This window comes from Bradyrhizobium sp. 18BD, assembly GCF_054185225.1.
The window spans coordinates 246155-266598 of record NZ_JAVAYL010000012.1 but is presented as its reverse complement, the minus strand read 5'-3'; the positions used below and the strand labels follow the sequence as shown (position 1 = coordinate 266598).

Below are 20444 nucleotides of genomic sequence, written 5' to 3'. Positions count from 1 at the left end.
AACGAGCCTGAAGGCGTGCTCGCTCAGGTCAAGACCAAGCCGCTTCGCGGCGGCCCTCACGGGCCGGTCTTGACCTGATCTGCGCGCGCCATCCCAAACTTCCCGCGGTCGGGACGAAGAGCTGGCCTGCAATCGAACAAAAAGCTGACCATAAACCTTGACACACCAAATCCCCATGTGAGCAATCCAGACTGCCGCCGCAGATCAATTCTGGATTGCTTCGCTGCGCTCGCAATGACAAGGGGTTAGGATCACGAAAGACAACGTAGTCCTATCCCATGAATTACCGCCACGCCTTCCACGCCGGCAACTTCGCCGATGTCATCAAGCACATCGTGCTGGCGCGCATCATCACCTATCTGCAGGACAAGCCGGGGGCGTTCCGCGTCATCGACACCCATGCCGGCGCCGGCCTCTACGATCTCAAAAGCGACGAGGCGCGGCGTGGCGGCGAGTGGCTCACGGGAATCGCGCGGCTGATGCAGGCGCGCCTCTCGAACGAGACCGCGGCGCTGACAAAGCCGTATCTCGACATCGTCCGCGCCTTCAATCCAAAGGGCGAGCTCAAGGCTTATCCCGGCTCGCCGCTGATCGCGCGCGGCCTGCTCCGGCCGCAGGACCGCCTCGTCGCCTGCGAGCTCGAGCCGAAGGCGCGCAAGGCGCTGATCGACGTGTTGCGGCGCGACGAACAGGCGCGCGTGGTCGATCTCGACGGCTGGATGGCAGTGCCGGCTTTCGTGCCACCAAAGGAACGGCGCGGCCTCGTGCTGATCGATCCTCCCTTCGAGGCGAAAGACGAGTTTGAAAGACTGGGCGAAGCCTTCTCGACCGCCTTCGCGAAATGGCCGACCGGTATCTATGTAATCTGGTACCCCGCCAAGAGCCGGCGCGCCACCGATACGCTGGCGCAACTCGTGGCGCGGACCGCAGCCGCAGCGAAGACTCCAGGAAAGTGTCTCCGCCTCGAATTCAGTGTTGCGCCGCAAGCCGACGGTGCGGCCCTCACCTCCACCGGGCTTCTCATCGTCAATCCACCCTACACGCTGCAAAGCGAGCTCAAGACGATCCTGCCCGAGCTGGAAATGCCGCTCGGTCAAGGCGGAGCTGCCAGATTCCGATTGGAGGTACCCAAGCCGTAGGAGGTACCCCACGTAAGGCTCCGTCATCTTTGGGAAAAAGATGCAGTAGCGGTAGTCAATCTGCAACGAACCGTATTATGCTGTTTCCGTGACTGGCTTTACGTTCCGCTTCCGCGAATGGTTGCGGCGGAGTGAAGGCCTAAGAAAGATCCGGCCGGGCCGATGAGGCCCGCCCAAGGATGGCCAGCTCCCGGGCTTCGTAATGCCCGGTCATGTCGTGACGTGAGTCTGCGTCGCGACGGAGGAGCAATGAGGGGGAGTTTCCCGATGGCCATGACGGGAACGGTTAAGTTTTTCAACGGCGAGCGCGGCTACGGTTTCATCAAGCCGGATGACGGTGGTCGCGATGTTTTCGTTCACATTACAGCTGTGGAGCGGGCGGGACTCAAGGACCTTGCCGAAGGACAGCGCATCACTTTTGAAGTCGAGCCGGACAAGAAGGGGAAGGGACCGAAGGCGGTCAATTTAGTCATCCTCTCCTAGCGCATTTTCAAGCGAACGCTTGGTGCCAAGAATACTTGGTGCCAAGAATATCTGGCGCGAAGAACACCTGGCGCAAAAAAATCCCGGCCGCGAGCGGCCGGGAGGCTGTAGTCCGGTATTTTCTTCTTTCGCTATCAGAAGTGATAGTTCACGCCGGCGCGCACAACGCTGGCGCTATAGCCGTTTGACACGCCTGTAATTGCGAACTGGCTCGTCGACAGGTCGATGTAGAGATACTCGAGCTTGGCGCTCCAGTTCGGCGCGAAGCCGACTTCCGCACCGGCGCCGATGGTCCAGCCGGCGTTGGTGTGCGACTCGGTCCAGCCGAAGGTCTGCGCGCGCAGCTCGCCGAAGGCGAGACCCGCGGTACCGTAGACCATCACGTTGCTGAAGGTGTAGCCGGCGCGGCCGCGCAAAGTGCCGAACCAGGGATTCGAGAACTTCCACGGCGCAAAAGTATCGTCGGCACCGGCGGCCTGGATATCGCCCTCGACACCGAACACCCACGGTCCGGTCTGGAAATTATAGCCGGCCTGAATGCCGCCGACGAAGCCGGAAGGCTTCACGGGCGAGTTGCTGACCGAGCCCCATTCGTAGCCGAGATTGGCGCCGAGATACGGACCCGCCCAGCTATAGGCGTTGAGCGGCTGGTTGACGGTATAGGGCGCGCGCTGGCCGTAGTTGAAATCGGCCGCCTCTGCCGAAGCTGTCCAGCCGGCAGCAACCAACGCGGCTGCGCCCACAACGAGCCTCTTCATCACACACTCCAACGCAACTGCCGCCCCGCGATGCCCGCGCCGCTGCGCGAGGCAAAACCGCAGGGTTACGGAACCACCACTTTTTCGCGTAAGATTTATCGAGAGTTTTAAGTTAAAGGCCTGTTAAGCCGGGTTACCGCCCTGTTAACAGGCTTAAGCAAGCGTTACCGGGAACCCCGCCGCCATCCTGTGCGTGCCGCACGGCCGGAACTTCAAATCGGCACCCCCAGCGCCTAAATTCGCACCATGGTTCACGATTCCACCGACAATCCGGACGATCGCGCGCGCAAGGCGCCGCGCGCTGCTACGACAGACGCCCCGACCGAAGCCCTGGCGGCGCCGGACGTCGATCCCGCGGCAGCCGGCGGCGACGACGAGGACGACGCGCTGCTGCCCGATATCCTGGAGGAGAGCGGCGCGGTCGGCGAAGAGCCGCTGGCGACCGGCCACGAGGCGATCGAGCGCGCGGTCCGCCTCGCCCCGACCTCACCCGGCGTCTATCGCATGCTCAGTGCGAACGCCGACGTGCTCTATGTCGGCAAGGCCAAGAACGTCAAAAAGCGCCTGTCCAACTATGCGCGCCAGAGTGCGCCGCAGCCGGCGCGCATCCTGCGCATGATCGCGGCCACGGTGACCGTGGAGATCGTCTCGACCAACACCGAGACCGAGGCGCTCCTGCTGGAGGCCAACCTTATCAAGCAGCTGCGGCCGCGCTTCAACGTGCAGCTGCGCGACGACAAGTCGTTCCCCTACATTCTGATCACCGGCGACCATTGGGCGCCGCAGATCCTGAAGCATCGCGGCGCGCAGACGCGGCCCGGACGCTATTTCGGCCCGTTCGCCTCCGCCGGCGCCGTCAACCGCACCATCACCGCACTTCAGCGCGCGTTCTTGATCCGCTCCTGCACGGACTCCTTCTTCGAGAGCCGCACCCGCCCGTGCCTGCTCTACCAGATCCGGCGCTGTGCCGGTCCCTGCACCCGCGAGATCGACTTCGGCGGCTATACGACGCTGGTGCGCGAGGCGACCGACTTCCTGTCCGGCAAGAGCCATGCGGTGAAGCAGGAGCTTGCCGGCGAGATGGAGAAGGCCTCCGGCGAGCTCGAATTCGAGCGCGCGGCGCTCTACCGCGACCGTCTCGCCGCGCTGTCGGCGATCCAGTCGCAGCAGGGCATCAATCCGCGCACGGTGGAGGAAGCCGACGTGTTCGCCATCCACCAGGAGGGCGGCTTCTCCTGCGTCGAAGTGTTCTTCTTCCGCACCGGCCAGAACTGGGGTAACCGCGCCTATTTCCCGCGCGCCGAGAAGACCTATACGCCGGAGGAAGTGCTGGGCTCCTTCCTCGCCCAGTTCTACGACGACAAGCCACCGCCGAAGGTCATCCTGCTCTCGCACGAGATCGAGGAGAGCGAGCTGCTCGCCAACGCGCTGTCGATCAAGGCCGGCCACAAGGTCGAGGTCACCGCACCCAAGCGCGGCGAGAAGAAGGAACTCGTCGCTCACGCGCTGACCAATGCGCGCGAGGCGCTCGGCCGCAAGCTCGCGGACACCGCAACCCAAAGCCGCCTGCTCGACGCCATGGCCACGACGCTCAGCCTGCCGCATGCGCCCAAGCGCATCGAGGTCTACGACAACAGCCACATCCAGGGCACCAATGCGGTCGGTGCCATGATCGTCGCCGGCCCGGATGGCTTCGTGAAGAACCAGTACCGCAAGTTCAACATCAAGTCCGAAGGGCTCACGCCCGGCGACGACTACGGCATGATGCGCGAGGTGCTGGAGCGCCGCTTCAAGCGCCTGATCAACCCGCCCGAGGACGCTGCCGGCAAGGCGAAGGACGACGATTTCCCGCAATGGCCCGACCTCGTCATCATCGACGGCGGCCGCGGCCAGCTCAATGCCGTCCGGGAGATCTTCACGAATCTCGGCCTGACCCAGGTGTCGCTGATGTCGGTCGCCAAGGGGCCGGACCGGGATGCCGGCCGCGAGACCCTGTTCATGCCCGAGCGCGAGGCGATCAAGCTGGAGCCCCGCGATCCCGTGCTCTATTTCATCCAGCGGCTGCGGGACGAGGCCCACCGCTTCGTCATCGGTTCGCACCGCAAGCTGCGCAAGAAGGACATCCGCGAGGCCGGCTTACAGGAGATTCCGGGCATCGGCCCGTCACGCAAACGTGCCTTGCTGCATCATTTCGGAACCCTGAAGGAGATCGAACGGGCCTCGATCGCCGATCTCGGCAAGGTTCCGGGGGTGAGCGCCGAGAGCGCCCGCAGGATTTTCGAGTATTTCCATCCCCAGCCGGGGTGAACTAAGGGGACCGCGGTCATATGGTCGTCGCATCCCGCGCTCCATTTGGGGGCGGGACGGTTGACCTTCAGGCTTGAGCGGTATTGGTAGGACGGATGAACATCGCCACGACACGAGGGACCACCAGCCGCGCGATGTCCCTCCCCAACATCCTGACCTATGGCCGGATCGCCGCGATCCCGGTCGTGGTCGGATGCATCTATGCGCAGTCGATCATGGATCAGCCGCTGTGGCTGCGCTGGGTCGCGGTTGCCATTTTCATCGCGGCTGCGGTCACCGACTACCTCGACGGCTATTACGCGCGGATCTGGAATCAGCAATCGGCATTCGGCCGGATGCTCGATCCGATCGCCGACAAGCTGCTGGTCGCCTCGTGCCTGCTGATGCTGGCCGCCGACGGTATCATCCACGGCTGGTCGCTGTGGGCCGCCATCGTGATCCTGTGCCGCGAGATCCTGGTCTCGGGCCTGCGCGAATACCTGGCCGCGCTGCGCGTCAGTGTGCCCGTGACCAAGCTTGCGAAGTGGAAGACCACGGTCCAGCTCGTCGCGATCGGTTTCCTGCTCGCAGGCCCTGCCGGCGACGAGGTGGTGCCCGTCGTCTCGATGATCGGACTGGCGCTGCTGTGGGCCTCGGCAATCCTGACCATTTACACCGGCTACGATTATTTCCGCGCCGGTATCCATCACCTCATCAAGGAGGATGAGGGATGAAGGTGAAGTATTTCGCCTGGGTGCGCGAACGCGTCGGCAAGGCCGAAGAGACCATCGAGCCGCCGGCAACCGTGCGTACCGTGGAAGAGTTGATCGCCTGGCTGTCCGGCCAGAGCGAGGCTTATGCCTATGCGTTCGAGAAGCCGAAGGTGATCCGCGCCGCGATCGACCATGCCCATGTCAAGTCGGACGCCGCTATCGCGGGCGCTCGCGAGATCGCATTCTTCCCGCCGATGACCGGCGGCTAGGCCGATGACCTCCTCTGTCACCAGCTGCTCCGTCACCATCCGTATCCAGGAAGACGATTTCGACATCGCGCGCGAGATCGCTGTCCTGACCAAAAGCCGCACCGACATCGGCGCGGTCGTGAGCTTCTCCGGCATCTGCCGCGCGGACGAGGACAGCTCAAAAGTCGCAGCGCTGACGCTCGAGCATTATCCCGGCATGGCCGAGGAAGAGATCAGGCGCCACGCCGACGAGGCCGTTTCGCGCTGGCCGCTCAATGGTGTCACGGTGATCCACCGCGTCGGCCGCTTCATGCCCGGGCAGAACATCGTGCTGGTGCTGACCGCCTCGCAGCACCGCCAGGCCGCATTCCACGCAGCCGAGTTCCTGATGGATTACCTCAAGACCAGTGCGCCGTTCTGGAAGAAGGAAGAGAGCGCCACCGGCACCGGCTGGGTCGAGGCCCACGCCCGTGACGACGAGGCCGCCGCTCGCTGGACCAAATCCTGATGGCAAAAGCTTCGAAAAAGACCGTGCGCGGCCGCGCCGCGCCAAAGCTCGCCAAGGTCGGCCCCGGCGAGCTGCTCACGCTGCTCGATTTCGTCCGCTACGCGGTGAGCCGCTTCGTTGAAGCAAAGCTCGCCTTTGCGCACGGCACGACCGATCCGGTCGCGGAAGCCGCCTTCCTGGTCTGCGAAGCCCTGCATCTGCATCCCGACCAGCTCGAAACGTTTGCCCATGCGCGTGTCACCGCCGCAGAAGGCAAGACCATTCTCGATCTCATCCATCAACGCGTCACGACGCGCAAACCGGCCGCCTATCTCGTCAACAAGATCTACATGCGCGGCCTGCCCTTCTATGTCGACGAGCGCGTCATCGTTCCGCGCTCCTTCATCGGTGAGCTCTTGGAGTCGCATTTCGGCGGCGATGGTGAACCCGGCTCGCTGATCGACGATCCCACGGCCGTCGAGCGCGTGCTCGATCTCTGCACCGGATCGGGATGCCTCGCGATCCTCGCGGCGCATCATTTTCCGAATGCCGCGGTCGACGCCGTCGACATCTCCAAGGGTGCACTCGAAGTTGCCACGCGCAATGTCGGCGAATTCGGGCTCGACGAGCGGATCACGCTGCATCGTGGCGATTTGTTCGCTCCGCTCGGCGACGCGCGATATGACCTCATCATCACCAATCCGCCTTACGTCGATGCTGAGGGTATGGCAGCCTTGCCGCCGGAATGCCGGGCCGAGCCCAAACTCGCCTTCGACGGCGGCGCCGACGGCCTCGACGTGGTGCGCCGAATCCTGCGCGACGCGCCAGATCACCTCACGCCGGATGGCGGCCTCATCTGCGAACTCGGACGGGGACGCGAGCTGGTCGACGAGGCTTTTCCGGAACTGCCGCTGCTCTGGCTGGACACCGAAGATTCCGAGGGCGAGGTATTCTGGATCGCGGCTGCCGATCTCGGCTGATCCGCCCCCGCAAATCGCACGCCGGCGGAACTAGTCAAATTCCGCCACGTTCATCCCCCGACGACTTGTCTCGGTCTCGGAGGATGTCCGCATGCTCGCGCCATCGGGCGAATTGCTGCGCGCCGGCATGGCGCTGAAACTCAACCATCTCAAGCGCGCCGCCCGGTCCTACCTGCGCGACCGCACCAGCCAGACCACCGGACGCCTGACCTCCTATGCGGTGGCGGCGGGATTGTTCGCCGTCGCCGCGCTGTTCCTGATTGCGACCTTCTTTGTCGGCCTGATCGCGCTCTACCGCTGGGTCGCCATCGCTTACGGACAATTCTGGGGCCTTGGCGCCGTCGCGGCCGTGCTGCTGGTGCTCGCCGCCGTTTGCTCGGGGGCGGCCATGGCCCAGATGAATCGCCGGACCCGGCCGATTGTGCCGCTCGCCAGCCGCATGCGCGTTGCCATCGCAACGCCACGGATTCCGCGCGGAACGGTCAAGCAGGCGGTGAAGGAGGTCGCGACCACGATCCCGCTGGTGCCGCTCGCGCCCGGTGAGCGCGGTCATGGCGGCAGTACCTCGTCGGCCCGGACCAACCGGCCCGTGCAGCTTGGCCTGATGCTCGCCGCGATCGGATTACTGGGCTTCACGGCCGCGCGCCGACGGCGCCACAGCCACGGATTGGACGCCTGAGATGCGTGTGCGGCACTCCGAACAGCTCGACTCCTGGCTGCTGGTCGCCGCCACCGCTGTCTTCGTCCTCACTGCGGAACGCTATTTCCAGGAGGCTGGTCTGATCGGAGCCGGGCCACCGCAAGACCATCGCAACAAGGAAGGCAACTCACCGGAAACCAGCCCGGCAGGCGCCGCCATCCAGCCCGGCCACGGCCGCCGCTCGAAGAGCCCGCTCGCAATTCCCTGGGCGGGTTGGAAGGACATCTTCTGGCGCACCTACAAGCGCATCGACGACGATCGCCTGCTCGCGACCGCCGGCGGCGTCGTGTTCTTCGGGCTGCTCGCGATCTTTCCCGCCGTGACCGCACTGGTCTCGTCCTACGGGCTGTTCGCCGATCCCGCCACCATCAGCGACAATCTCCAGACGCTGGCGCTGATGCTGCCCCAGGGCACGTTCGAGATCGTCGAGGACCAGGTCGGGCGCGTTGTCTCGAAAGGCAACACGGCTCTCGGCGCCACCTTCCTGTTCGGCCTCGTGCTCGCGATCTGGAGCGCCAATGCCGGCGTCAAATCCATCTTCGACGCCCTCAACGTCGCCTATGAAGAGCGCGAGAAGCGCAGCTTCATCAAGCTGAACCTGATCTCGCTGAGCTTCACGGTCGGCGCCATCGTGGCGCTCCTGCTGATGGTGGGCGCCGTGGTCGCCTTCCCGCTCGCGCTCGACCATCTCGGCATTGCACCGGAGAGCAAGCTGATCGTCGCGCTGGCGCGCTGGCCGCTGCTGCTCGTCATCCTGCTCGCGGCACTGGCCGTCCTCTACCGCTTCGCGCCCAGCCGCGATTCGCCGCGCTGGCAATGGCTCAGCATCGGCGCAGTGACGGCCGCCCTGCTCTGGATCGCCGGCTCGTCGCTGCTGTCCTGGTACCTCTCGGCCTTCGCCAATTACAACGCGACCTACGGCTCGCTCGGCGCGGCGATCGGCCTGATGACGTGGATGTGGATGTCGGCGATCGTCATCATGTTCGGCGCCGAGCTGAACTCGGAGATCGAGCGGCAGACCCTGCGGGATACGACGACCGGCCATCCCAAGCCGCTCGGCAGCCGCGAGGCCGTCGCGGCCGACACGGTCGGCGCCGCCGCGCCGTCCTGACGGCGAATGGTCAGGCCGAATGCCGGCCTGACCATTCCGATGGCGGATCAGCGCTTGGTGATGACGGCTTCCAGATATTCGCTGTGCACGACGATCGTGCCGTCATCGGCGTGGTTGAACTCGCCGAGCAGCGCCAGCAGATCGCGCTTCAGCGCGGCCTTGCCGCTCTCGTCGAGCGCGGCAAACGCCTTCAGCGTCGGCCCGTAGAAGGTCTTGAAGATCTCGAGCCAGTGCTCCGGCGAGCGATAGCGGAACACGAACATGCGCGGCTCGGCCACGATCTCCGAGGCTATGCTGCCGAACATCTCCTCGAGCCGCGCCGGCGTGCCCCACAGCGCCGGCGACTTCACGCCCGCGGGCGGCGGCAAGTGCTTGCCGATGGTCTTGAACAGCTGGCCGATAAAGCCCTGCGGCGTCCAGTTGGCGAGGCCGATCTTGCCACCGGATTTGCAGACCCGCGCCAGCTCGGAGGCCGCCTTGTCCTGGTCCGGCGTGAACATCACACCGAAGGTCGAGACCACGACGTCGTAGCTCGCGTCGGCAAACGGCAAGGCTTCGGCATCGGCCTCGCGGAATTCGACCATCAGATGTTCCGCCGCCGCGCGTTCCCGCCCGCGTTTGAGCAGCGCCGGCACGTAGTCGGTGGATGTGACATCACACCAGCGCCGTGCTGCGGCCAGCGTCACATTTCCGTTGCCGGCGGCGACGTCCAGCACCTTGCTGCCGGCGCGCAAGTCGAGTGCCTCACAGAGCTGCTCGCCGACGATCTGCAAGGTGGTACCGACGACGGCATAGTCGCCGGACGACCAGGCGCCGTGCTGGCGTTGCTTGACGGCGGCAAGATCCGGTACGGCGGACGCGAGTGCGGCGGATGTCGACATGGACAATCTCCTGGGGTTGAAAACGCCGGGACGATAAGGCGCATACGCATCGCTGGCCTTGAGAGCGGCGTTATTTTACGCTGAGACGCCCTTGATTTCCGAACGGGAGCGAGGAGGAATCGTGACGCTTCGGTTTGAGGATTTTTCGCTCGACCCCGCGCGCCGCGAATTACGGCGTGGGGACAGATTGATCCCGCTCGAGCCCCAGGTGTTCGATCTGCTGCTTCATCTCGTCCGCAACCGCGAGCGCGTGGTGACGCGGGACAATCTGCTCGATGCGATCTGGAACGGGCGCGTCGTCTCGGAATCGACGATGACGAGCCGGATCAACGCGGCGCGCCGCGCGGTCGGCGACAATGGCGAGGAGCAGCGGCTGATCCGTACCATCGCGCGCAAGGGTGTGCGGTTCGTCGGTGAGGTCACGGAAGTTTCCTCGGACGCCATGCCCGCTGCGTCGGGCAAGCCAGCCGCTCCGGCACCGGCTGGCTTACCGCTGCCCGACCGTCCCGCGATCGCGGTGCTGCCCTTCATCAACATGAGCGGCGAGACCGAACAGGACTATTTCTCCGACGGCATCAGCGAGGACATCATCACCGCGCTGTCGAAGCTACGCTGGTTCTTCGTGATCGCGCGCAACTCCTCCTTCATCTACAAGGGGCGCACGGTTCATCTGCGGCAGGTCGCCGAAGAGCTCGGCGTGCGCTACGTCGTCGAAGGCGGCGTCCGCAAGGACGGCGACCGCGTCCGCATCACCGCCCAGCTCAACGACGTCGCTACCGGCAGCCATCTCTGGGCCGAGCGCTACGACCGCGAGCTCGCCGACGTCTTCGCCGTCCAGGACGAGATCACCGAGGCGATCGTCGCCGCGATCGAGCCGCAGCTCTATGCGGCTGAAAGTTTTCGCGCCCAGCGCAAGCCGCCCGACAGCATGGACGCCTGGGACCTCGTGATGCGCGCGCTGTCGCATTACTGGCGTGTGACGCGACAGGATCACGTCGTGGCGCAGGCTCTGCTCGAAAAGGCCATCGCGCTCGACCCGAATTATGGCAAGGCGCTCGGCCTGCTCGGCACCAGCTACATGTTCACGGCGCATATGGGCTGGATGGAGATGGCGACCGCCATCTCCGCCGCCGAGCGCGCGGCGCGAGCCGCGATCCGCGCCGATAACGAGGACGCTTGGGCGCACAATGCGCTCGGCCACGTCAACCTGTTCGCGCGGCGGTTCGAGGACTCGCTGGCCGAATTCGAGACCGCGCTGCGGCTCAATCCCAACTTCGCGCTGGCGCAAGGCTATTACGGCCTGGCGCTCGGCTATTGCGGCCGCTGGCGAGATGCCGACGAAGCCGCACGGCGGGCGATCCGCCTCAGCCCCCGCGATCCCTATGCGCCGGTCTATTTCGGCATCGCCGCCTATGCCCGCTATCTCGGCGGCGACTACGAGGAAGCGATCCGGCTCGCCCAGGAGTCGCTTCGCCAGCGCAGCGACTTCGTCGGCGCGCACCGGGTGCTGACGGCCGCCGCCGGCATGGCTGGGCAGACCGAGACCGCCCGCGCGGCCCTGAAGGAGCTCCACCGTGCCCAGCCGAACGTGTCGTTGGCCTGGATCGCCGAGTTCATGCCGGTGAAGCTCGCCTCCGACCGTGAGCACTACCTCGAAGGCTTTCGCCGGGCCGGTCTGACATGAGCCGCAACGAGGCCGCTATCCCCTCGAATCAACAATGATGTTAGGGTGATACGGCTTGGGGGAGCATGAGGCGTGACGGGATTGGACGCCGCCCATGTTTTCCCGGGGTGAGGCTGTCAGCTCTTTGAGGCGTAACGCGCGGCATGATTCGCATTTCGACGATCTTCATCGCCATCTGCATGGTTCTGGTCGCGGCTTCGCTCGGGCTGGTGCTCTACTCGGTCGCCGGCATCAGCGGAACCGAATCCGCGATCGTGGCGCTGACCGCGCTGACCTTCCTGATCCTCTACAACGCGGTGTCGATGCGGCTGCGCGACCGTAGCGACGTCGGCGGCCAGATCGCCGACCTCTCCCGCGGCACCGCCGACCTCGCCCGCCAGGTCGCCGAGTTCGGCCGCCGGTTAGCTGCGATCGAGGGGCGCATCGCCTCGTCCAATTCGACTAATTCCGACCGCATCCAGTCGGTGGTCGGCGAGATCAACGAGCTCGGCGGGCTGGTCAAGCAGCTCGCCACCACCGTGTCGGCCCATGAAGACATGCTGGCCGGCGCAGCACCGGCACCCTCTCCGGCTGCCGCCGTGGCACGTCCGGAACTGGAGGCGCCGATCGACCTGATCGCAGCGGTCGAGGAACGGCCGGTTGCGCTGCCGCCGCTTCCCGCAGCGCCGCAGCGCCCCGCAGTGCCGTCGCGGCCCGCACCGGCGGTTCAGACCCAGGGCGCCAATCCGGCTCAAACCGCCAACGGCCGCAACCAGACCCAAATGCTGGCGACGCTGCGCAATGCCGTCGACGAGAACCGCATCGACATCTTCCTGCAGCCGATGGTGACGCTGCCGCAGCGCAAGGTGCGGTTCTACGAAGCCGTAACGCGGGTGCGCGACGAGCGCGACCAGCTGATTGCTGCCGAGGAGTTCATCAGCATCGCGGAAGCCTCCGGGCTGATCGGACGCATCGACAACATGGTGATGCTGCGCTGCGTGCAGGTGCTGCGCCGCCTGATGGTGCGCAACAAGGATGTCGGCGTGTTCTGCAACGTCGCGGCCTCCACACTCGGCAATTCCACCACCTTCGCGCAATGCCTCGACTTCCTCGAAGCCAACCGGGCGCTCGCGCCCTCGCTGGTGCTGGAGTTCAAGCAATCGACCTTCCGCAATCTCGGCCCGGTCGAGACCGAGAATCTCGCCGCGCTCGCCCAGCGCGGCTTCCGCTTCTCGATCGACCATGTCACGGACCTCAGGATCGAGCCGCGCGAGCTCGCCGACCGTGGCGTGCGCTTCATCAAGGTGCCGGCCAACCTGCTGCTCGACCCCAGGCAGGCCTCGACCTCGGACATCCACCCGTCCGACCTCTCCGACCTGCTCGGCCGCTTCGGCATCGACCTGATCGCTGAGCGGATCGAGGGCGAGCGCGCGGTGGTCGATTTGCTCGACTATGACGTGCGGTTCGGCCAGGGGTTCCTGTTCGCGCCGCCCCGGCCATTGCGGCCGGAGGGGGCATCTGCTACCGGCGGGGCCTCGCCGAACCAGGCGCAGGACATTCAGGGATCCAATGGCTCCGCTTCGCCCAGCCCAGGCGCGACCTCTTCAGCGCCCCCAGCCCAACGCATCACCGGCAACGCGGCGCTCGCGCGCCGCATCTGATCGGCCGCGCGCATCATGACCACGCTGCATTTCGCCGAAAGCCTGCGCGAACTCGTGGGCGGTGTTGACGTCGTGCTCAGCGACATCTGGGGCGTGGTCCATAACGGCCTGGAAGCTTTCCCCGAGGCCTGCGAGGCGCTGCACACCTATCGCAGCCGTGGCGGTACGGTGATCCTGATCACCAACGCGCCGCGCCCGGCCGACTCGGTGCAGCGGCAGTTGCGCAAGCTGGGCGTCGCTGACGAGACCTATGACGCGATCGTCTCGTCGGGCGATCTGACCCGGCTCTATGTCGCCGACCATCCCGGCAGCAAGATGTTCTGGCTCGGCCCCGAGCGCGACAACTCGATCTATCGCGGCCTCGCTGCGACCACCGCGCCGCTGGAAGAGGCGGATTACATCGTCTGCACCGGTCTCTATGACGACGAGACCGAGACGGCGGAAGACTACCGCGGCATGATGCTGCAGGCGCGCGAGCGCAAGCTGACGCTGGTCTGCGCCAACCCTGACATCGTGGTGGAGCGCGGCGACCGGCTGATCTATTGCGCCGGCGCGATCGCGGAGCTCTATCGCGAGCTCGGCGGCGAGGTGATCTTCTACGGCAAGCCGCACCGGCCGATCTACGAGCGCGCCATGGCGCTCGCCGGCGAACGCCAGGGCCACCAGATCGACCGCAGACGCGTGCTGGCGATCGGCGATTCCGTCCGCACGGACCTCACCGGGGCGCGCGAATTCGGCATCGACTGCCTGTTCGTCACCCGCGGCATTCATGCCGAGGAGTTCGAGGGCCTCGACCAGCTCGACCCGAATTCGGTGATGGAATTGTTCGGCCACCCGCCGAAGGCGCTGATGCGCGAATTGAAGTGGTGACGGCAGAGCCCGCGCAGATGCTGCGGGCTTAGACCAATTGCTTAGCCGCCAACGTCGTCACCGCCGGGCATGGCGGTCCGAAGGACGGCGTCGCTTTCGATCCGATGTCTTTTCAAATCCACAAACGCGGATGCCCGGGACAAGCCCGGGCATGACGCTCCGAATGGAAAGATTGTTGTGCGGTCAGGCGCGCGCTTACGCGCTCGCCATGTCCGGGAAGACCGCCTCGATCTTGGTCTTCAGCGTCGCTGCATTGAACGGCTTGACGATATAGTTGTTCACGCCGGCCTTCTTCGCCGCGATCACGTTCTCGGTCTTCGATTCCGCCGTGATCATGATGAAAGGCGTGGTGGCGAGGTTCGGATCGGCGCGCACTTCGCGCAGCAGGTCGTAACCCGTCATCGGCTCCATGTTCCAATCGGAAATCACGAGCCCGTACTTCTTGCCGCGCATCTTGTTCAGCGCTGCCGAACCGTCGCTGGCATCGTCGATATTCTCGAAGCCAAGCTGCTTCAGCAGATTCCTGATGATACGGATCATGGTGCTGTAATCGTCCACCACCAGAACCGACATCGACAAATCAACCGCCATCTCGACTCCCCCAACGCAAACCCAGGATTGCTACAATCGGACCCGTGGGCTCCAGCCCCGCAGTTCCACGTTTCAAGGACTAGCACCAAGGCGTTAAACAGCGCGTTAACTGCGGACGGCCCCGAAGGACTGAAATCACGTTCAATCCGGTCGCCCCCTGCCGCTTGACTTCATCCGGCCGGTCAAGCCACGGTCCGGACCGGTCCTGCCGCTTCGAGAATTCCCCTGATGGCCCCGCATTTTACCGTTATCCGCGATACGACGCCGGATTCCGCGATATTAAAGGGCGCCGTGGTCGCCATGGGCAATTTCGACGGCGTTCACCTTGGCCATCGCGCGGTGATCGCGGCAGCCATGGAAATGGGCCGCGCGCATGGCCGCCCTGCGCTGGCGTTGACCTTCGAGCCGCATCCGAGGCGATTCTTCAGCCCCAACACCCCGCAATTCCGCCTGACGGACGAACCGGCCAAACTGCGGCTGCTGGCCGGCACCGGGCTCGCCGGCGCCGTGGTCATGACCTTCGACAAGGCGCGGGCCGGCACCAGCGCGCAAGATTTCATTCACCATGACCTGATCGGGCGGCTCGGCGTCAGCGGCATCGCGGTCGGCTACGACTTCCATTTCGGCAAAGGACGGGTCGGCTCGCCGGGCCTGCTCGTGAACGAGGCACCCCGGCTCGGCATCGAGGTCGACGTCCAGCCGCATGTCGATATCGACGAGCGGCCGGTGTCCTCCAGCGCCATCCGGATCGCGCTCGCCGAAGGCCAGCTCGACGAAGCCACCACCATGCTGGGCGCGCCGTGGTTCATCACCGGCGAGGTCATTCACGGCGAGAAGCGCGGCCGCGACCTCGGCTATCCCACCGCCAATATCCGTCTGGACGCCAATTGCGGACTGAAGCACGGCATCTATGCCGTGCGGGTCGGCCGCGGCGCCGAGCGCCTCGACGGGGTGGCAAGCTTCGGCCGCCGCCCGACTTTTGATAATGGCGCCCCGCTGCTGGAGATCTTCCTGTTCGACTTCAAGGGCGACCTCTACGGGCAGGCGCTCGATTGCGCCTTCGTCGGCTTCATCCGCGAGGAGCTGAAATTCGACAGTCTGGAGGCCCTGATCCGCCAGATGGACGACGATTCCGCCCGCGCCCGCACCATGCTGGCCGCCGCCCCGGACGCGTTTCCGCGGCTCGGCGTGATCGATTGAGGCCGAAAGCCGGCCCGCCGGACCTTTGCGCTTCCTCTGGCCCCCTGCTATGGAGAGCCCATGTTTGCGCGGCGCATCATAGGGATTAGCGGCCCGGCTTCCGCCTGAGCCTTCGGCTCGGCGCAAGACCGGGATTTTGTCGTTTCACCCCCGCGATTCCGCATCGCCAGCCGTTCCCGCGCCATTTCCGAGCCAGTCAGCCTCATGTCCGAAAAGCCGCAGAAGTCCCAAAAGTCTGAAGTCAACGACTATTCGAAAACCCTGTACCTGCCGCAGACCGAATTCCCGATGCGTGCCGGCCTGCCGCAGCGCGAGCCGGAACTGCTGAAATACTGGAACGACATCGGCCTCTACGATAAGCTGCGCCAGGAAGCCCGGGGCCGCGCCAAGTTCGTGCTGCATGACGGCCCGCCCTACGCCAACGGCAACATCCATATCGGGCACGCGCTGAACAAGATCCTCAAGGACGTCGTCACCAAGAGCCAGCAGATGCTTGGCTTCGACTCCAATTACGTGCCCGGCTGGGACTGCCACGGCCTGCCGATCGAATGGAAGATCGAGGAGGAGAACTACCGCAAGAAGGGCAAGCAGAAGCCCGACTTCCGCGACTCCGCCGCGATGGTGGCGTTCCGGAAAGAGTGCCGCGCCTATGCGACGCACTGGATCAACGTGCAGCGCGAGGAGTTCAAGCGGCTCGGCATCATCGGCGACTGGGATCATCCCTATCAGACCATGACCTACCCGGCCGAAGCGCAGATCGCGCGCGAGCTGATGAAGTTCGCCGCCAACGGCACGCTCTATCGCGGCTCCAAGCCGGTGATGTGGAGCGTGGTCGAGAAGACCGCGCTTGCGGAGGCCGAGGTCGAATACGAGGACTACACCTCCGACATGGTCTGGGTGAAATTCCCGGTCACCTCGCCCGCGCATGGCGCGCTCGCCTCCGCCAGCGTCGTGATCTGGACCACCACGCCGTGGACGCTGCCCGGCAACCGCGCCATCTCGTTCTCGCCGAAGATCGCCTATGGCCTCTACAAGGTGACGGACGCGCCCGCGGACAATTGGGCGAAGACCGGCGATCTGCTGATCCTCGCCGATGCACTGGCCGCCGAAGTGTTCAAGCAGGCGCGCGTCACTTCCTATGAGAAGGTGCGCGACATCCCCGGCGACACGCTGGACGCCGTCGAATGCGCCCATCCGCTGAAGGGCCTCAGCGGCGGCTATGAATTCATCGTGCCGCTGCTCGCCGGCGAGCATGTCACCGACGACACCGGTACCGGCTTCGTGCACACCGCGCCCGGTCACGGCCGCGAGGACTTCGATGTCTGGATGGCGAATGCGCGTGAGCTCCAAGCGCGCGGCATCTCGACCGCGATCCCCTACACCGTCGACGAGAACGGCGCCTATACCGCACAGGCCCCCGGCTTCACTGGCAAGCGCGTGATCACCGACAAGGGCGAGAAGGGCGATGCCAACGAGGCCGTGATCAAGGCGCTGATCGAGGGCGGCAAGCTGCTCGCACGCGGCCGCCTCAAGCACCAATATCCGCATTCGTGGCGCTCGAAGAAGCCGGTGATCTTCCGCAACACGCCGCAATGGTTCATCGCGATGGACAAGGACATCAGCGAGGACGGCCATGCGAAGAAGGGCGACACGCTGCGCGCCCGCGCGCTGCGTGCGATCTCGGTGACGCAATGGGTGCCGCCGTCGGGCGAAAACCGCATCAACGGCATGATCGCCAACCGTCCGGACTGGGTGATCTCGCGCCAGCGCGCCTGGGGCGTGCCGATCGCCGTGTTCGTGCGCGAGAAGAGCGACGGCTCGGCCGAGATCCTGCAGGACGAGATCGTCAACCAGCGCATCACCGAAGCCTTCATGGAGGAAGGCGCCGACGCCTGGTACATGGAGGGCGCCCGCGAGCGCTTCCTGGGAACACGCGCATCCGAAGACTGGAAGAAGGTCGACGACATCTGCGACGTCTGGTTCGATTCCGGTTCCACGCACGCTTTCGTGCTGGAAGATCGCCAGAACTTCCCGCAGCTCGGCAACATCGTCCGCAAGATCGATGGCGGCGACGACACCGTGATGTATCTGGAAGGCAGCGACCAGCATCGCGGCTGGTTCCACTCCTCGCTGCTGGAAAGCGCCGGCACGCGCGGCCGCGCGCCTTACGACATCGTGCTGACCCACGGCTTCACGCTCGACGAGAACGGCCGCAAGATGTCGAAATCGCTCGGCAACACGGTCGAGCCGCAGAAGGTGATCAAGGATTCCGGTGCGGACATCCTGCGCCTGTGGGTCTGCGCCACCGACTATGCCGACGACCAGCGCATCGGCCCGGAGATCCTGAAGAACACCATCGAGACCTATCGCAAGCTGCGCAACTCGATCCGCTGGATGCTCGGCACGCTGCATCACTTCAAGCCGAGCGAGAAGGTCGCCTATGCCGACATGCCCGAGCTCGAGCGCTTGATGCTGCACGAGCTGGCCGGCCATGCCGAAACGGTTCGCAAGGCCTATGCCGCGTTCGACTACAAGACCGTGGTCGCGAGCCTTGCGGCCTTCATGAACTCGGAGCTGTCGGCGTTCTACTTCGACATCCGCAAGGACACACTGTATTGCGATCCGCCGTCCTCGCCGGCGCGCAAGGCCGCGCTGACCACGATCGACCTGTTGTGCGATGCCATCCTGAAGTGGTTCGCGCCGATCCTGAGCTTCACCACCGACGAGGCCTGGCGGATGTTCCGCCCCAACGCGGAGCCGTCGGTGCATCTGACCCTGTTCCCCGAAGGCATCGAAAAGCTGCGCGACGACAGGCTCGCTGCGAAATGGGAGACCATCCGCAACGTCCGCCGCGTCGTCACCGGCGCGCTGGAGCTCGCGCGTGCCGCCAAGAACATCGGCTCGTCGCTGGAGGCTTCGCCGGTGATCTATGTCGCCGACCGCGACATGCTGGCGACTCTGTTCGACACCGATCTGGCCGAAGTCTGCATCACCTCGAACTACGAGGTGCGTGAGGGCGAGGCGCCGGCCAATGCATTCCGTCTCGATGCGGTGCCTGGCGTTGCGGTCGTGGTCGAAAAGGCTGTCGGCACCAAATGCGCCCGCTCCTGGAAGATCTCGCCGACGGTCGGCGAGGACGCCGAATACCCCGACGTCACCCCGCGCGACGCTCAGGCGCTGCGCGAATGGAAGGCGTTGGGCGTGAGCGTCTGATCCCGGCCATGACTCCGCTCCGCGCCGGCATCTTCACGGCCCTGGTCACGCTGGTGGCCGACCAGGCCTCAAAGCTCTGGCTGCTGAACGTGTTCGACCTTGCCCGCCGCGGCAAGGTCGAGGTGACGCCGTTCTTCGACCTGTGGCTGGCCTGGAACGTCGGTATCAGCTTCGGCTGGCTCCAGAACGACGGCCAAGCCGCCCAGATCGCACTGATGGCGGTCAAGGCCATCGCGGTGGTCGCGCTGGCGGTCTGGATGGTCCGGTCGCACACCCGGCTCGCTACGGTCGCGCTGGGGCTGATCATCGGCGGCGCCATCGGCAACGGCATCGACCGCCTGGTTCATGGCGCGGTGGTCGATTTCGCCCTGTTTCACATCGAAATCGGCGGAACGACCTATAATTGGTACGTTTTCAACCTCGCGGACGTGGCCATCGTTGCTGGGGTGGCGGCCCTATTGTATGATTCCTTCCTGGGGGTACCCGCCGCAAAAGCGCCCTGATCCCGGCCGATACGGGCTGGCAGGCGGAACCTTGCTTTTTGTGAGGATTGGCCGCGTGCGAGCGGCAAAGCAGCAATCTGCCACAATATGGAACAGGTACAGTGATGCGCAGCTCGAAGACCAGCGGTTCGATGGTTCGAGACCCCCGGCAGGGGCTTTTGCGGGCGTTGAAATTGTCCGCTGTCGCACTCGGCATCGGTCTCGTCATGTCGGCAGGCCCGGTCCGCGCCGGTGACGGCGACGACGACGATGATGACGGGATGACCTTCGAAGAGAAGATCATCGACAATCTGATGTCCGGTATCGGCGCCAAGAGCATGGAAAAGCCCGGCATCGAGTACCGCGAGCGCTCGCCGCTCGTCGTGCCGCCCAAGCTCGACCTGCCGCCTCCCGCGACCCAGGCCAAGAATGCGCCGAACTGGCCCAAGGACCCCGAGGAGAAGCGCCGCAAGGAAGCGATCGCCGCGCGGAAGAAGGCCACTAAAGAAACGGAGAACTGGCAGGCTGCGAGGCCGCTGACGCCCGCGGAGATGAAGGTCGGCCAGACCGCTGCCCCCGAGCGCACCAGCAACGATCCGATTCAGCCGGGTACCAACGGCAACCCGTCGCTCAGCCCCGCCCAGCTCGGTTTCACCGGCGGGCTGTGGAACATGATGACGAACGGCAAAGGCGAAACCAAGCAATTCACGACCGAGCCGCCGCGCCAGTCGCTGGTCGAGCCGCCACCGGGCTATCAGACGCCGTCGCCGAGCTATGCCTACGGCGCCGGAGAGGACAAGTCGCGGCGGACCTATTTCGACATCATGTCCGGCAAGGACAAGGAACAATAACGTTCCTGTCCGCTGCGACATCCTGACAGACGACGCCAATCTGGCGCCGGCGGCAGATGTCCGCCGGTCGCGGCCGATAAATTGCTTATCAGTAACTTGCCTAGGCGTTGAGTTCTCTGCTTCGTGA

The 20444-nt window shown here is 65.1% G+C and carries 19 protein-coding genes; 16 read left to right on the top strand and 3 right to left on the bottom strand.

Going from position 1 to position 20444, the window contains the following annotated elements:
• Positions 1-278 precede the first annotated feature (278 nt).
• Positions 279-1139, top strand: a complete 861-nt coding sequence (locus RAD16_RS22940; protein ID WP_458160111.1) for a 23S rRNA (adenine(2030)-N(6))-methyltransferase RlmJ — start codon at positions 279-281, stop codon at positions 1137-1139.
• 267 nt (positions 1140-1406) lie between these two features.
• Positions 1407-1622 (top strand): cold-shock protein, encoded by a 216-nt coding sequence (locus RAD16_RS22935; RefSeq protein WP_008544396.1) that lies wholly within the window; start codon positions 1407-1409, stop codon positions 1620-1622.
• A gap of 134 nt (positions 1623-1756) precedes the next feature.
• On the opposite strand, the gene RAD16_RS22930 is transcribed toward RAD16_RS22935, so the two are convergent.
• Positions 1757-2380 (bottom strand): outer membrane protein, encoded by a 624-nt coding sequence (locus RAD16_RS22930; protein ID WP_458160110.1) that lies wholly within the window; start codon positions 2378-2380, stop codon positions 1757-1759.
• A 246-nt stretch (positions 2381-2626) separates the two neighbouring features.
• Here RAD16_RS22930 and uvrC point away from each other — a divergent pair, with 246 nt between their 5' ends.
• The 7 genes from uvrC to RAD16_RS22895 all read left to right on the top strand — a co-directional run bounded on the left by uvrC (position 2627) and on the right by RAD16_RS22895 (position 8905).
• The gene (uvrC, locus tag RAD16_RS22925; RefSeq protein WP_458160109.1) at positions 2627-4687 is read left to right on the top strand and encodes an excinuclease ABC subunit UvrC; all 2061 of its coding nucleotides are present in this window, start codon (positions 2627-2629) and stop codon (positions 4685-4687) included.
• Between the two features lie 95 nt (positions 4688-4782).
• Complete coding sequence (pgsA, locus tag RAD16_RS22920; RefSeq protein ID WP_326897617.1) at positions 4783-5400, top strand: CDP-diacylglycerol--glycerol-3-phosphate 3-phosphatidyltransferase; 618 nt, start codon at positions 4783-4785, stop codon at positions 5398-5400.
• Positions 5397-5648: a molybdopterin converting factor subunit 1 gene (gene moaD, locus RAD16_RS22915; RefSeq protein WP_007596861.1), complete on the top strand. Its 252-nt coding sequence runs from the start codon at positions 5397-5399 to the stop codon at positions 5646-5648. The genes pgsA and moaD overlap by 4 nt, the downstream gene beginning before the upstream one ends.
• A 4-nt stretch (positions 5649-5652) precedes the next feature.
• Positions 5653-6135, top strand: a complete 483-nt coding sequence (locus tag RAD16_RS22910) for a molybdenum cofactor biosynthesis protein MoaE (protein ID WP_458160108.1) — start codon at positions 5653-5655, stop codon at positions 6133-6135.
• Positions 6135-7094, top strand: a complete 960-nt coding sequence (gene prmB, locus RAD16_RS22905; RefSeq protein ID WP_458160107.1) for a 50S ribosomal protein L3 N(5)-glutamine methyltransferase — start codon at positions 6135-6137, stop codon at positions 7092-7094. The genes RAD16_RS22910 and prmB overlap by 1 nt, the downstream gene beginning before the upstream one ends.
• A 91-nt stretch (positions 7095-7185) precedes the next feature.
• On the top strand, positions 7186-7773 hold the full coding sequence (locus RAD16_RS22900) for a phage holin family protein (RefSeq protein ID WP_458160106.1): 588 nt from the start codon (positions 7186-7188) through the stop codon (positions 7771-7773).
• A 1-nt stretch (position 7774) separates the two neighbouring features.
• A complete protein-coding gene (locus RAD16_RS22895; RefSeq protein ID WP_458160105.1) occupies positions 7775-8905 on the top strand; it encodes a YihY/virulence factor BrkB family protein in 1131 nt (376 codons plus the stop codon).
• A gap of 47 nt (positions 8906-8952) precedes the next feature.
• On the opposite strand, the gene RAD16_RS22890 is transcribed toward RAD16_RS22895, so the two are convergent.
• Positions 8953-9786, bottom strand: a complete 834-nt coding sequence (locus RAD16_RS22890; protein WP_458160104.1) for a class I SAM-dependent methyltransferase — start codon at positions 9784-9786, stop codon at positions 8953-8955.
• A gap of 121 nt (positions 9787-9907) precedes the next feature.
• Here RAD16_RS22890 and RAD16_RS22885 point away from each other — a divergent pair, with 121 nt between their 5' ends.
• From RAD16_RS22885 to RAD16_RS22875, 3 genes are all read left to right on the top strand, one after another.
• The gene (locus RAD16_RS22885; RefSeq protein ID WP_458160103.1) at positions 9908-11470 is read left to right on the top strand and encodes a winged helix-turn-helix domain-containing tetratricopeptide repeat protein; all 1563 of its coding nucleotides are present in this window, start codon (positions 9908-9910) and stop codon (positions 11468-11470) included.
• A 143-nt stretch (positions 11471-11613) separates the two neighbouring features.
• Entirely contained in the window at positions 11614-13110 is a 1497-nt protein-coding gene (locus tag RAD16_RS22880; protein WP_458160102.1) for an EAL domain-containing protein, read from the top strand.
• Between the two features lie 15 nt (positions 13111-13125).
• Positions 13126-13980 (top strand): TIGR01459 family HAD-type hydrolase, encoded by an 855-nt coding sequence (locus tag RAD16_RS22875; RefSeq protein WP_458160101.1) that lies wholly within the window; start codon positions 13126-13128, stop codon positions 13978-13980.
• Positions 13981-14175: 195 nt separating this feature from the next.
• On the opposite strand, the gene RAD16_RS22870 is transcribed toward RAD16_RS22875, so the two are convergent.
• A complete protein-coding gene (locus RAD16_RS22870; RefSeq protein ID WP_007596883.1) occupies positions 14176-14571 on the bottom strand; it encodes a response regulator in 396 nt (131 codons plus the stop codon).
• Positions 14572-14799: 228 nt separating this feature from the next.
• On the opposite strand from RAD16_RS22870, the gene RAD16_RS22865 reads away from it, so the two are divergent.
• The 4 genes from RAD16_RS22865 (at position 14800) to RAD16_RS22850 (ending at position 20317) form a co-directional block, all read left to right on the top strand.
• Positions 14800-15771, top strand: coding sequence for a bifunctional riboflavin kinase/FAD synthetase (locus RAD16_RS22865; protein ID WP_458160100.1), 972 nt, complete (start codon positions 14800-14802; stop codon positions 15769-15771).
• A 204-nt stretch (positions 15772-15975) separates the two neighbouring features.
• A complete protein-coding gene (ileS, locus tag RAD16_RS22860; RefSeq protein ID WP_458160099.1) occupies positions 15976-18984 on the top strand; it encodes an isoleucine--tRNA ligase in 3009 nt (1002 codons plus the stop codon).
• Between the two features lie 8 nt (positions 18985-18992).
• The gene (lspA, locus tag RAD16_RS22855; RefSeq protein ID WP_458160098.1) at positions 18993-19487 is read left to right on the top strand and encodes a signal peptidase II; all 495 of its coding nucleotides are present in this window, start codon (positions 18993-18995) and stop codon (positions 19485-19487) included.
• 104 nt (positions 19488-19591) lie between these two features.
• Positions 19592-20317: a hypothetical protein gene (locus tag RAD16_RS22850; protein WP_458160123.1), complete on the top strand. Its 726-nt coding sequence runs from the start codon at positions 19592-19594 to the stop codon at positions 20315-20317.
• Positions 20318-20444: the final 127 nt, after the last annotated feature.